Origin of the sequence: Flavobacterium sp. (assembly GCF_025352425.1) — a bacterium.
Taxonomy (GTDB): Bacteria; Bacteroidota; Bacteroidia; order Flavobacteriales; family Flavobacteriaceae; genus Flavobacterium.
Window position 1 is genome coordinate 1 of the sequence record NZ_JANXTI010000054.1, and the last position, 13857, is coordinate 13857.

Below are 13857 nucleotides of genomic sequence, written 5' to 3' on the forward strand. Positions count from 1 at the left end.
TGTCCGAAAACAGATTTACTAGAAAAATAATTACTTTTACTCATCGTTATTTGAATTTTTGCAACTCTAAATTACGATTTTAATTGAGAAGCCATTTTTATGGCTTCTTTTTTATTTACTTTTATCGGACAACAATGATAAAATATAGGAAAGAATACTAAAAATTTGAATAATATTTTAGGCTTTTTAACAAGCCACGGCCAAAAGGCGTAAAACTGTTCTTCAACTCCTAAAGACCAATAATGCCCGACCATATATACCAAATTTTCACTTCCAACTACTGTTGCTATAACGCCATTAAAAGAAGTCTTGAAGTTAGGGAGAATGAATATATAAAATAGTATCGGCCATTCAACATTTTGAATTCCGTTTAGAAAAATGACAATTATCAGATAAAAATAGTAGAGCGGCCAAATCCTTAAAATTCTTCTCATGTAAAATTTTTTTACATCGATAGTGCCTGTTTTTTCAATTTCTTTTAGTAGAAGATAGGTAATCAGAAAGCCACTAAGTGTAAAAAACATAGTTACCCCAAAATTAGCTAAATCCAGCAATTCACTTTTAGGTAATGAGTAGTAATCCAATTTATTATTGATGTGACTAAAAACTACCGAAAGTGCCGCTATTGCCCTAATACCGTTTAATCCAGGAAGGTAAATTTTATTATTCATTTCAAAACTAAAAAAAACTGTTTACAAACTAAATGGCATAATTAAAATACCCCTTTTTGAAAAGGTCAAAAAATCCGAGCAAGGTGGTTTGGCTTTAGGTAAAGAGTTGCAAATTCTTTTTGTCAGCTCCATTTCACCAACGCGGTCTGAGTTATGAATAAATATCTTGAAATTATCAAACAAATTGATTGTGGTAATACAATAGAGCGGATTCATCTTAATCAATGCGACGACAGTAGTTGAAATTCCTTTTCAAATTTTAAGACCTTCGTTCTGTTACTGACTACACCATCATTCACCAAACAGGCTAAAAAACGAAACTTTAGCGACGAAGTAGTATAAGGCAAATAACTTCCGTGGTGGTATAATTCATTTAACGAAAAACTTGACAATTCTTCATTTTTGTGGAGGAAGAACTTTTTAATAAGCGTTCGCAATTTATTTTTTATCATTTCTAACACATTTATACAAATATATATAATTTAAAGTCGAAACTAACGGATTTTCTTTTGATTGACTAATGACAGATACAAATCTTCGACATTTTTAACATATCGTTCTTCCGTATAATTTCGCAACGCTTTTTGGTATCCGTTTTCCCCAAAAGCATGACGTAAATTACGATCGTTATATAAAATTTCCAAACGATTAGCTATTTCTGCAAAATTGTACTTTTCAACTAAAAAGCCGGTCTGCTGATCATCAACTATATATCTCATTCCCCCTACTCTAGTCGCAACTACGGGTAATTTATGAAACATTGCTTCAACAAGAACTAAACCGAAAGACTCATGAGATGAAGCAAGTGAAAAGATATCAAACATTTCATAATATTTGTCAAGTTGATGCTGATAACCCGCAAAGATAACTTTATCTTTAATTCCTAGTTCCAAAACAAGTTTTTGATAGTTTTCTTTCTCCTTACCATCACCAACAATTACCAATTTTGCATTTACTCCTTTATTTATGAGAATGTTAAAGGCTTTTATTAAATCTGAGAAACGCTTATTTTTATCTGATAATAATCTACCAACTGTTCCAATAACTATTTCTTCATCTTTAATTCCAAATTCTGCTTTTAACTTAATTATTATGTCACTATCAACCTCTCTTGGCAAAGCAACTCCATTGTTAATTAAAACAACTTTATCTTTTGATATTTTTAATTTACTTAACAAATATTCAGTTGTTGACGGGGATACGCCAATTACTTTATCTGATATGGTCGCAAAAATCTTCATCAATAAATGTCCCTTCCATCTTCTATTTTGAGGATCGGATGTTTCTTCTATTAGTATAATTGGAACATTTTTAATGAATCCATTAATGGCGGCCATAGTAACTCCTTCAAAAACAGCTCCATGAATAATGTGTGGTTTATAGTCGTCAATTATTTTCATCACTTTTTTGTGCTGACTTAATTGAAAAGGAAAATTTAACAAACCAATTGGGATAACCTCAACTCCATTTGCCCTTATTTCATCAGCTGTTGGTCCCTCCGTTTTGGTGCAAATAATTTTTAACTCAAATTTTTGCTTATCCAAGAGTTTAGCTAAAGATAATCTTCTTCTTTCTACTCCACCCGAACCAATTGTCTCCTGTATATTTAACACTCTGATCATTATAGGTTTTGATAAAGATTTTCCAAATTTTCGACATATTTACTAGTAGTGAATTTACTCGAAATAGAGTTTTTTCCCATTTCTCCAATAGAATTTATTGATTCTGTTGGCAGCGTTATTATATAATTCAATTTTTCAACCAGCTCATCTTCATCATTGGGGTTAAATAACCATCCTGTTTCATTTTCAACAACAAACTCTGGTATTCCGCCTACGTTTGTGCATAAACAAGGTAGTCCTTGCTGCATTGCCTCCACAACAGCAATACCAAATCCTTCAGAAAATGAAGGCAGAACAAACAAACTAGATTTCGCAATATAATGCTCTGGATTGGGAACAAAACCTGTAATCGTAACTCTTTTATTCAGATTTAATTCTGAAATTAATTGTTCGATATTACTTCGTTCTCTACCATCTCCAACAAGAATTAGTTTAGAAGATTTATTATTTAATTTTGAAAAAGCGTTGATAAGTAGTTTTTGATTTTTTACTTTTTCAAAACGACCAACACTTACAATTGTAAATTCATTTGGTAATTCTCTTTTAATATAATCTTTTTCACTCACAGGATTGTAAATTACATAACCTTTTTTAGAGTCTATTTCATCAATAGCAATCAAATAATCTTGCACCGCTTTAGATACACAAATAACTTTTTTGGTGAGTTTATAAAGATTACTAAAAATAAATCTAGCTTTATTGGAATGATTTGGAAAACCAATCTCCTCGGCAATTATATTTTTTACTCCGGCCATTTTTGCTGCGATAATCCCGTGAAAATTAGCTTCGGCGGCGGCTGTATGAACGATATCTGGGTTTTCTATTTTAAACCATTTATAAAGCTTCCAAATGTTTTTTAAATTTGTAATACTGGGATTTTCATTAAATATCTTTACCTCAAATCCCTTACTAAAAATTAATTTTTCTGCATAACCACCATGGCCTATTGCTGCAAAAATATAGTTGTTTTTAAAATCACTTTTTCCTTCAACAAATGAAATATATTGTTGTTCCTGACCTCCAAAATCTAGTGATGTAGTGAGTCTAATAACTTTCATTTTTGAATCAATTTCTTGTTCTATTCCAATTCACATTGTCTTTTATTTTTTTTGCAGGAATTCCTACATATAATCCATTAGTATCTGTGCTTTTGGTGACTAAAGATTTGGTGCCAATAATACAATTATCATTTATTGTTACCCCTTTTAGTATTGTAACAAATCTTCCTAACCAAACATGATTTCCAATTATAATATCTTCTCCAAAATTAATTCTTTCATTGCTATCTATATCAAAAATGGTATGAGAATCAGATGCTTCAATCTGAATCCCTGATGAAAACATACAATCTTCTCCTATAATTATATTTTTGTTGTTTTCCGCAATAATAAAATTAGCTCCTTCAATGGATGTTTTATTTCCAATACTCAATACTCCATTATCATCCTCAATTCTAAAATTAGTATTATTAATATGGCATTGATTTTCTATTGTAAGAGTGTTATTATTTCCTCTAATATAGATTGTCGAATTCATAACAATTGATGATCCAATAGTAATTTTATTATTGTTACCGATAACGTCCAATTTAAATTTATACCCTTTTCCATCATTTTCATAATGATTCTTAACACCTCTAATTGGCTTGAGTGTCTTTAGAATTTTTGAAATATAAATTCTTATCGTGAAAAGCATAGTTTAAATGTTAAATTTCATATTCTTTATGAAATATTTAAAGCTTAAAAAGACAAGTACTATTAAAAAAAATGCAGTGGCTGCAATTTTAGATATAACGCCTATATCTCTTAATAAATATCCAACTACTGTCAAGACACATGTTGCCAACATCCAATAGATTGGATAATAATTTAGAGAATTATTATTTTTAAAATCTTTTAAATAATAACCTGAATATCCCATAAACATCAAACTTATAAAAGTAGTTACAGCTCCTATTTTATAACCAAAAAAAGGAATTAAAGCAAAATTCATTGCTACATTGGTTATTCCTGCAAAAAAAGTAATTTTCCAAAGAATATTAGTCTTTTCTAAAAACACTAATTTATTTATTGCTCCAAAATACATCGCTCGATAATTATAAGCCATCACTATAATTATTCCTATTGGATAAGTCGCAGCTAAGGCTTGGTTTTTAATAAGTAACTGAAATATTTCTTTCAACCAAATACTTATTATGAAAGAAGCGATAAAAAATACTATTTGTAGAACAAACACCAATCTTCTAGCTCCCTTTTCGTCTTTATTTCTATAACATTCATTCATCAAAGGTGCAATCGCAAAACCACTAACCATGCCTATTGAACTAAAAAAATTACCCACAGTATAAGCAGCATTATATTTACCGATATCATTTATTGGAACCGATAATCGTTGCATTACAATTTTATCTGAAGTATTTAATAAAAATGTAGAATAACTATGTGGAATAGTTGGAAGCGTAACTCTTAAATAAGATTTTATTCTTCTAAAAGAAATTTTAAAAATTGGTTTTAATTTATATTTAAAAACTAATGGATAAAAATAAGAAGCATTATCTAAAACAGAAACAATAAAAATAGAATAAAACCAACCTAAATATCCCATTTTTAATTTAGCAATAAACAATACATTAAGTAAAACAGTTGATGTTCCAAAAATAATGGTTCTTATAGCAATTGGAAAAGGTTTTTGTTTAATTTGAAAAAAAGTAGATCCTATAGCTGATGTTGGTCCAAAAAACAATCCTGCTCCAATATTTAAAAAAATAACAAGAGGAATATTTTGAACTTCACTTGGAATTAAAACCCAAAGAAATAAAATTTTAAAAAAAAGAAAAACTAAATTCCATATCATTAAAAATCCATAAATTTCACCCCAAACTTTCAAATACAAATTCGGGTGTTTATAAAAAGTATTTACCAAAATTATTCTTAATCCTAAAGAACTAAATACTTCTATTGCTCCAATATAGGATATGATTACACCAAAAATACCATAATCTTGTTCAGTAAGATACTTTGTAATAAAAGGTAAAGAAAATAAACCTGCAATTTTTGGAATTTGGTTAGCAAATCCATAGATAAAGGTATGTGAAAATAGTTTTTTTAACATTATTAATGAAATTTACCCTCTTCTTTCAATTTAGTATAATGTGCTTCGTCTCTATATTTAAAAACAGTCGCTGGGTTTCCTCCTGCTATGGCATATTTGGGAATATCCTTGACTACTACTGCGCCTGCTTGAATAATCGCACCTTCACCAATAGTAACCGTTCCTAAAATTATCACTCCATGACCCAACCACACATTATCTTCAATAATAATTTCTTTAAGAATTATTGAAGTATCATAAGGAATCTTTTCTCCTTCATAATTATGAATTTGCGTTAAAAAAACACAATCCATTCCTGAATGAAAATTATCTCCAATCTCAACTTTACCATTTCCAAGAATTCTTAATCCATTAAAATTAACATTATTTCCAAGTCTAGTTCTAGTATTAACATAAGTCAACCCATTAACGAAAATTTGTCCTTTTACATATTCCGCAGTTTTTAAGACTTGTTTTTTGTAATAGGATTTCCTAATCTGCTTTAATTTATTTATAATTTTAGTAATCATTAACTAGTAATTTTCTTAATATTAATTCTTTGGAATGATTTTCATATTCCGTATTCACAGTGCTGCAATAATATTTAGCATTATTGTATTGCTGTTCTATTTCATTTTCCTCAAGTTGTTCAATGTGTTGAGGCAAAAACTCAACGTTTTCAACAAAAGTAGTTATTCCATTTTTAATATAACCATACAGATCAAAACAAGCCACTTTATCATCTATATAATAGGTCTTTACTTTCATTAAAGTAGCTTCCAAAATAATGGAAGATTCACCAGAAATTATAATGCTCACTTTTTTCAAATAATCATGCGGACGCTCTATTTTAGAATTAGAAATTTCAATAGAATCAGAAGTTAAGAATTGATTATAAAAATTGAGGTCATCACCTGGGTGAGGTCTTAAAATAATTTTCTTAACTTTTTTTATCGAAAGAATAGTTTGAATTATCAAGTCAATTATCTCTTTCGAGTAAAATGGCTTTAAACAGAAGCCTACAATTAATTCTTCTTTAGCTTTATTTTTATTAAAACACAAAAAACCATCTAATCTAGAAACTCCAACTAAATATATTCTTCTTGATAAATTACCTATTTCAGTATAAACATCAACAGCTTGTTGACCCTCTAATAATGCAACATCTGGAAGCAGTTTTGGAAAAGCTGGAGATACAGAAGCATGTTGAATATAATATGATGTAACTTTTAATCTTTTAGACACTAACAACAATGAAATTGGAATGAGATTGTGATCATTTGTTAAAATAATTTTACTGCATCCTGTTTTTTTTAAATAACCTTCCAATATTTTATTTGAAGCTAATAATAAAGATAAATTTACCAAAACATGTGTTCCGTTTATATTTTTCTTATGACTACTAATATACTTTTTGGAAATAGAAAAAGCTTTTATAAAGTATAATAATGATAGTAAAAACTGCTTCCTTGTGTTGAAATAAATAGAGTCAAATCCATCAATTTTGAGCTGATTATTGAGTATGAATAACGTTTCCTTTTTATCGTTCATCGCATTAAAAACATCAATAATGGCATTTTTCTGATTGATGGTTTCGATGTAAACAATTTGTTTATACTTCTTTTTTATTGCATCATTTTTTTTAAATGAAATCAGCTTGAAACAATTATATACTAAAGTTGAAAATGCTCTAAAAACATATAAGGTTTCTATTTGAGAATTGTATTTGTACACTTTTTCACCAAGTCTAATGACAAAGTATTGATTCAAATAAAAAAGTGTCTTAGCGTTTCTAAACATTTTATTATTTTACTAATAATTTGCTCTCTAAAAGGTTATTTATTTCCTTTTCAAAAGACATAATTGGCTTCCTCATTATGTTGCTAATATCTAATAATGAATGTTTTCCATCACTATAATTTAGCAAATATAATAACTTGGCTAAACTTTCTCCTCTGTCTTCAATCGCCATTAAGGTTGGATACAAACCTCTTTTTCCTAATTGCGGTTCTCCATAAGGATTTTGATTGATATACTTTCCGTCAAGTTCAATACTGTCTACTACTTCATTTAAAAGCAAAATATAGTCTTCTAAAGATTGGAAATCTATCAATGATTTATCATCTTTAGAGGTGTGATATTCTTTATATTCTCCATACATAGTTCTTGACAGACATACTACTGGTAAGTCAAAACCCGGAGAACAATATTGTCTTTCATCACTTCCCATGGGGGAAAAATCTCTTTCTTTAAATTCTTCTTCCTTAAACTGTAAAATATTATTAAATACTTCATTAAAATAAGAATCACTTCTGGATTTTTTTAAAGTAATTGAACCTTCATCTCCACAACACGTCAGCACAGCACCACCAATAAGGTTTTCTTTGAAATGAAATCCATTTTGTGAAAGATAATAAATGGCACCAATAGTTTCAGGAGCTAAATAAAATCGGTAGGTATATTCTAGGTTTTTCTTTTTTTTAATTAATTGATAAAGAAATGATAGAGCTAACATTCCAGACACTTCATTATTAGCCATACTGGGATGACAACAATAAGAAGTAAAAAGAATTTCTTTATCTGATGAACCTTTGATTACGGCCTCTCCTACGGTCATTGAACCATCTTTTAAAGTAGTATCAACAACAACTTTATACAAACCTTCTTTTGGAAGAGCTAAAAAATCATTATAACTCATACAAAAACCCCATCGTTCTACATAATAAGAAGTTACATAAGGAATTACTTCAGGAAAATCATGTCGAGTCATAATATGAGAACTCAATTCTTCAAAAGATAGTGTTCCTTCAAAAGGAATTGAATAACCTATTAAGTGCAAATTATTAACAGAAAAATCGGCGATTTTCTCTCCATTTGGAGTAATAATATAAGCTTGATTGACATTCCATTCTCTAGGAACAATCCAATCAAAAGCATTAGTTCCTGATGGAACTTCGGTTATTACAAAATCAATTATTTCTTTGAGAATATCAAATGTTTGTCGTACTCCATTCCCAGTGAGACTTCTATTTATTGGAAAAAGTCTGTCAAAATAATTTTCAATTTGATTTTTCATTATTAAATATCGCTTTTTCTAAAACTTGTTCAAAAACTCCATTGGCGTTCAAAATATATTCTACAAATTCCCGAAACGCGCCTTCTCCCCCTTTTTTTGTGGTAACAAAATTCACTTTATCTTTTATATATTCAGGAGCATTTGCAGTAGAACCGCTAAAGCCAACTTTTTGTAAAAGTGAAATGTCATTAATGTCATCACCAATAAAAGCACATTCATCAAAATTTATATGTAATTGGTCAATTAATTTTTGAGCAATTTCAACTTTATTTTTAACTCCTTGAAAAAAATAATCTACTTTCAGTTTAGTAGCTCTTCTATTAACAATTTCAGTAGTTTCACCTGTTAAAATGGCAATTGGAATATTTACTATTTTCGCAAATAAAACCCCCGCACTGTCATAAGTATGAAATCTTTTCAATTCATTTCCTGTTTGATCATAATACATACTTCCATCAGTCCATACACCGTCTATGTCTGTGATAATGAGTTTAGGTAAAGCTTTCATCTTTAAAAATTATTTTATTGCCTCAACATAAATGGATATTTGTGGGTGGGTGTGATCAAATAGAACTGAATTTCTCATTAAAGGAGAAACAGATTGATTGCAACCTGAACGATAAACATTTTTAAAACCAGCCTCTTGAAGAAAAGTAATAATTTTGTCATGAGACCACCAACAAATATGATTCCCTGGTCTATTTGGATCAAATTCAACTAACGAACAAAAATAATCTAAACAATCTGGAAAACCCTTTTCTTTAATTATTGCATTTATTTCTTCTTCATTAAATTTTATTTTACTAGGCGAAATATCATTTTTAGCCAATGGTCCTGCCACGTGATGAAGCCATCTTTCAGCCAAAGAAACACTTGTTGCTGGATTAAAGAAATTATGCTCATAACTTCCTTTTTTAACATAATTATTATCCCAATAAAACCAATCTTCATCATTTGCCTGCAATGCTCTAAAGTTCGTTATCGCATCTGGACCCGTTTGAATTCTAAAAACACCTCCGGCTTCTAAAACTCTATAGGCTTCGGAAAAAAATAATTTTACAGCATTTTCCTTTATGTGTTCAATAGTGTGGGAAGTATAAATCAATTTTGCAGATTTGTCAGCTAAGGGTAGCGGATTTCCAGACATCAAATCATGATGAATAAAATTTTTTTGAACTCCACCATACCAATCACTAGCAAAATCGATATTTTTCCAATATGGATGATAAAAAGAACCTGCGCCTACATTATAAAAAGGAGACGATTTAAGAACCTCTTCACTAACAGTTTTTCTGTAAACTTGCAAATTAAATGGATCTTTTTCTCTTGTAATTTTTATTCTTTTTTTCTTTAAAAAAGATTTTATAATTTTTTTTAGTTTTGATTTAATCATTATTTTTTAATTTAAAGTCTATAGTTAAATATTTGCGAATGTTCAATTTTTCTTATTTAATTCATTACTCTACAATAAAATAAGACTGAATTCCACTGTATTTACTGCGTTGTATTCTAATGTTTTGTAAGGATAGTGATTCTCTTAGTGCTACTGTTTCCCCTGGAAATTGCGGGTCATTTAATTCATCAAAACCAATGATAGAACCTTTGGTTAAATATGGCTTTATCAATTCTAAACATTTCTTTGTTGGTTCATAGACATCAAAATCAAAATAGGCAAATGCAATTATCGTTTCTGGATGTTCCTTTAAATAATTTTCGAGCGTTATAGTTGCATCTCCTTTTATCAAAAAGTTTTTATTAATATGATTCAAAGGGCATTCGCTATGATGATATTCTAAAACCTCTTTAAGATATTCTTCATAATTGTCTGTTACTGAAAAGGCTCCTTTCTTAATTATTTCATGGTTCCCATCTTTTTCGTCTACTTCGGCAAAACCTGAAAAGGTGTCAAACCCAATAATTTTTCTACTATGATTATAAGGTTCATGAATCCCTCGAAGATTGTTTAGTGTTACCAAATTTTGTCCCCAACGAACTCCAAACTCCATAATGACACCATGAACATCTAAAAACTTGCTATACATGTCATTGAAAAACAACTGTTTAGTTAAATCTTGTCTTTTCACAAACAACCCAGAATTTGTCAATTTTTCATTTTCAGGAATTGGAGAATTTTCATACAACTCCAGAAACTTACCTCTTTTATCAAGTTCAGATGTTGAGGCTATGGTTTTTATTTCGATGCTCATATTATTTGGTTTAATTAGTAAATCGTTATACTAATATTTTTATTAAAATTTAATCATATTTGGATAAATTAATTCATTTTTAGGAATAGTAACCTGAATCTTTTTCCCTATAATTTCATCTTTCTGACTCCATTTGAAACCATCACCGGGGCTCAGTAACTGCAAATCTTCTTCGAGTATTATATCGCCTGCATTTAATTGTCGTTTAACCGCTATCGAACGCTCCAATTTTACTTTGGCAGAAAGCACCTCTTTTTCGATGTAAATATCTTCAACTCCAGCCCATTTCTCGGCAATCCTAATATCTCGGACCATTCTGAAAACACCTTCAGGCCCTAACGATCCTGCTTGGTCCGTGCCTTTCATATTTCTGTCGATAGTAATGTGTTTTTCGATAATCTGGGCTCCCATACCTACTGCAACCACTGGAGCGGAAATCCCAATAGTGTGATCGGAAAAACCAATAACATACTGGCCATAATTCTTTTGAAGATAAGTGATGGTCTTTAAATTTAAATTATCCGGATGTGTTGGGTATTGTGAAACACAATGCAGAATTGAAATATTATTATGGTATTTAGAAATCGTATTTAAAGCATCATCCAATTCCTTTTTTCCAGCCATTCCTGTAGACAGTACGATTGGTATTTTGGTTTCTGCCATTGCTGCCAATAATGGCAGGTTCGTCAAATCGCGGCTTGCTACTTTCAAACAATCAGGCTCAAACAATTTTAGCAAAGAAAGACAACCGACTGAACATAGTGTTTCCACAAAATCAAGCCCTCGGCTTTTGGCATATTTGTACACTTCAAAGTGCTCCTCATCATTGAGTTCCAAAAATTCACGGTGTTCGCCATAAGTCTTTCCAAAAGAATGAGGCGAATCATAAGGACGATTCATATGGGTATCCGTCAATTCTTCTTTCAAATCTCTTTTGGTTAGTTTAACAGCGTTCATTGGTTTCAACTCCATGCCAAAATCATCCTCAAAAATAGGTCTTGAAACCAGTTCAACGATTAGTTTGGCAATATCTACGGAGCCATTGTGGTTTTGTCCTATCTCCCCAATAATATATGTTCCGTTTTTTGTTTCTTCAATCATAATTTATACAAGATATAAAAATAGGGCTTATTTTGAATTATTGTTTATTTGCACTGTCATTTCTCTTTTATAATCAGGATTACTGTCTAAAAAGATAATTATCTCATCAATACAAAATTGGTTTCCATACTTTAAATACAATTGACCATAAATCTCAGAAAGCAATTCAAAATCGGCAAAAGTATCTAATGTCATTCTCACATCATTTCTTCCTTCCAAAACAGGGCTCACTGGTAAATATTTAATTTCAAACAACTCGACGTTTTTATATATGAAATTGGTCAAGTGCTCGTGATAAAGTGTTTCTTTTGTCATCGAATCAATACGTTGTAACGCTTCTAAAGTAACTAATTCTGCCCAAAAACCAAAATGCGTTATGATGCTTGGTTCATTATTCACTTTAAAAGCCACATAGTCATATTGGCTGTTACCTTTGGCAAATTTAATTAAATGTTGCATTTCTTTTACATCCAGGAAAGGATTGTCTGCACAAACCCGAATTATATGACTGAAATTAAATTTATTTCCGGCCTCAATGAAACGAGACAACACGTCGTTTTCACTCCCTCTATACACAAGGCATCCCAAATCCGTTCCTAAAGTTTCCAAGGCGTCGTTTGAAGATTCAATAGAAGTAGCCAGCACTATAGGAATATTCGGAAAACACTTTTTTAATTTTTCAATAATTAATTGAAGGATATTCTTCTCTTTAAAAAAAGGGAGAATCATTTTTCCTGGCAACCGGGTTGACCCAATTCTTGCCTGGAGCATAAAGCACATCAATTTCTCTCTTTCTGCAATCATCTTGATTTTTAAAATACCAAAATTACTAATTTGAAAATTACCAACCTATTATAAATGGTAATCAAATTAATTGTATTAAAGCTATATGATTTTATAAAAAAAGACCCTCGATTTCTCGAAGGTCTTTTTACTTTTATTAATTTGATACTTATCGTTTGATAACGCGAAGTGTTTTAACTTCTTCGCCTTGTGTTACAACAACGTTGTAAACTCCGCTAGGATAATGATCTCCGATTTGTTGTTCAACAATATCGGTAGCTCTCACTTCTCTTCTTTCAATAAGTCTTCCGGTCATATCATAAACCACAATACCTACTTTCTCTTCACTTGCAGTTGTTAAACTCAAATTGAAGGTTTCACTGTATGGATTCGGATACGCAACTACATTAAATGAGGAGGTAAATCCTGCATCTGAAGTTGCAGCTTTAGCTGAACAATCTTTATACCATACCGTTACTGCTACACCATTTGCTATCGCTCCACAACTATTGGTAAATACTGCTCTGTAGAAGTTTGCTCCTACTGATGCTTCATTTATTGTATAGCTTTGTGAAGTTGCTCCTGCAATAGAAACAAAACCTGAGGTTGTAGAAACAATAGATCTTTGCCATTGAATAGCACCATTATAACCAGCTCCTATAGTCAATGTTTTAGTAACACTAAAACTTCTGCATAGTGCCAAAGTTGAACTCGCTCCTGATGGAGTAGTTACATTACTTGTAACTGCTTTAGCTAATGGAGCAGCAACTATTGAAACTATTACCTCATTGCTTGTAACTGTTGAACATGATCCAATAGTTACTGAAGCTCTATACATTGTTGTTACTGTCAAGTTACCTGTAGAAATACTTGGAACATTTGAATTGGCTATGTTTGTCCATGTAGTAGCTATAGGGGTTTTCTTTTGCCATGTAATAACTCCTACGTTAGTACCTGTCAAACTTAATGTAGTACCTGTTCCTGTACATAGTGGAGAGGCAGGTGAAGCCGAGGCTGTACCAACAGAAGCTGATGTTCCAATAGTAAATTGAACCGGAGCTGCATAAAGGGCTGAACATGCGCCACTCATTACTCGTGCTCTGAAATATACATTCTGAGTAATATTGGTAACCACATAACTTGCTCCTGTAGTACTGGTTGAAGTTGTACTAAATGGATTATCAAGTGGAACTGATGCTGCTTTTGGAGCATTTACATAAGTAACACCATCAAATGAATACTCCCATTGTAAAGTACCAACATTACCTACAAGTTTTACAGTACCCGAACCTCCGGAACAAACTGTT

The 13857-nt window shown here is 30.8% G+C and carries 15 protein-coding genes; all 15 read right to left on the minus strand.

Annotation, left to right across the window (positions count from 1 at the left end; translation table 11 throughout):
- Positions 1 to 71: 71 nt before the first annotated feature.
- Positions 72 to 671, minus strand: a complete 600-nt coding sequence (locus Q0Q99_RS07275; protein ID WP_293893625.1) for an acyltransferase — start codon at positions 669 to 671, stop codon at positions 72 to 74.
- 221 nt (positions 672 to 892) lie between these two features.
- A complete protein-coding gene (locus Q0Q99_RS07280) occupies positions 893 to 1123 on the minus strand; it encodes a hypothetical protein (protein ID WP_293893628.1) in 231 nt (76 codons plus the stop codon).
- Positions 1124 to 1165: 42 nt separating this feature from the next.
- The gene (locus tag Q0Q99_RS07285) at positions 1166 to 2284 is read right to left on the minus strand and encodes a glycosyltransferase family 4 protein (protein ID WP_293893631.1); all 1119 of its coding nucleotides are present in this window, start codon (positions 2282 to 2284) and stop codon (positions 1166 to 1168) included.
- Between the two features lie 8 nt (positions 2285 to 2292).
- Positions 2293 to 3351 (minus strand): glycosyltransferase, encoded by a 1059-nt coding sequence (locus tag Q0Q99_RS07290; protein ID WP_293893634.1) that lies wholly within the window; start codon positions 3349 to 3351, stop codon positions 2293 to 2295.
- A 7-nt stretch (positions 3352 to 3358) separates the two neighbouring features.
- Positions 3359 to 3988, minus strand: a complete 630-nt coding sequence (locus tag Q0Q99_RS07295) for an acyltransferase (protein ID WP_293893637.1) — start codon at positions 3986 to 3988, stop codon at positions 3359 to 3361.
- Positions 3989 to 3991: 3 nt separating this feature from the next.
- On the minus strand, positions 3992 to 5404 hold the full coding sequence (locus Q0Q99_RS07300) for an oligosaccharide flippase family protein (protein ID WP_293893640.1): 1413 nt from the start codon (positions 5402 to 5404) through the stop codon (positions 3992 to 3994).
- Between the two features lie 2 nt (positions 5405 to 5406).
- On the minus strand, positions 5407 to 5913 hold the full coding sequence (locus Q0Q99_RS07305; RefSeq protein ID WP_293893643.1) for an acyltransferase: 507 nt from the start codon (positions 5911 to 5913) through the stop codon (positions 5407 to 5409).
- Positions 5903 to 7183 carry a hypothetical protein gene (locus Q0Q99_RS07310; RefSeq protein WP_293893646.1) on the minus strand — a complete coding sequence of 427 codons (1281 nt, stop codon included), beginning with the start codon at positions 7181 to 7183 and terminating at the stop codon, positions 5903 to 5905. The genes Q0Q99_RS07305 and Q0Q99_RS07310 overlap by 11 nt, the downstream gene beginning before the upstream one ends.
- A gap of 4 nt (positions 7184 to 7187) precedes the next feature.
- On the minus strand, positions 7188 to 8459 hold the full coding sequence (locus Q0Q99_RS07315; protein ID WP_293893649.1) for a DUF4910 domain-containing protein: 1272 nt from the start codon (positions 8457 to 8459) through the stop codon (positions 7188 to 7190).
- Positions 8443 to 8967, minus strand: a complete 525-nt coding sequence (locus Q0Q99_RS07320; protein WP_293893652.1) for an HAD family hydrolase — start codon at positions 8965 to 8967, stop codon at positions 8443 to 8445. Before Q0Q99_RS07320 ends, Q0Q99_RS07315 begins: the two co-directional genes overlap by 17 nt.
- Before the next feature lie 9 nt (positions 8968 to 8976).
- Complete coding sequence (locus Q0Q99_RS07325; RefSeq protein ID WP_293893655.1) at positions 8977 to 9852, minus strand: methyltransferase domain-containing protein; 876 nt, start codon at positions 9850 to 9852, stop codon at positions 8977 to 8979.
- A gap of 64 nt (positions 9853 to 9916) precedes the next feature.
- Positions 9917 to 10666 carry a crotonobetainyl-CoA--carnitine CoA-transferase gene (locus tag Q0Q99_RS07330; protein ID WP_293893659.1) on the minus strand — a complete coding sequence of 250 codons (750 nt, stop codon included), beginning with the start codon at positions 10664 to 10666 and terminating at the stop codon, positions 9917 to 9919.
- A gap of 42 nt (positions 10667 to 10708) precedes the next feature.
- Positions 10709 to 11767, minus strand: coding sequence for an N-acetylneuraminate synthase family protein (locus Q0Q99_RS07335; protein WP_293893662.1), 1059 nt, complete (start codon positions 11765 to 11767; stop codon positions 10709 to 10711).
- 27 nt (positions 11768 to 11794) lie between these two features.
- Positions 11795 to 12571 carry a hypothetical protein gene (locus tag Q0Q99_RS07340; RefSeq protein ID WP_293893665.1) on the minus strand — a complete coding sequence of 259 codons (777 nt, stop codon included), beginning with the start codon at positions 12569 to 12571 and terminating at the stop codon, positions 11795 to 11797.
- Between the two features lie 148 nt (positions 12572 to 12719).
- Positions 12720 to 13857 (minus strand): T9SS type A sorting domain-containing protein (locus tag Q0Q99_RS07345; RefSeq protein WP_293893668.1); only part of this gene is annotated, 1138 nt, incomplete at its 5' end.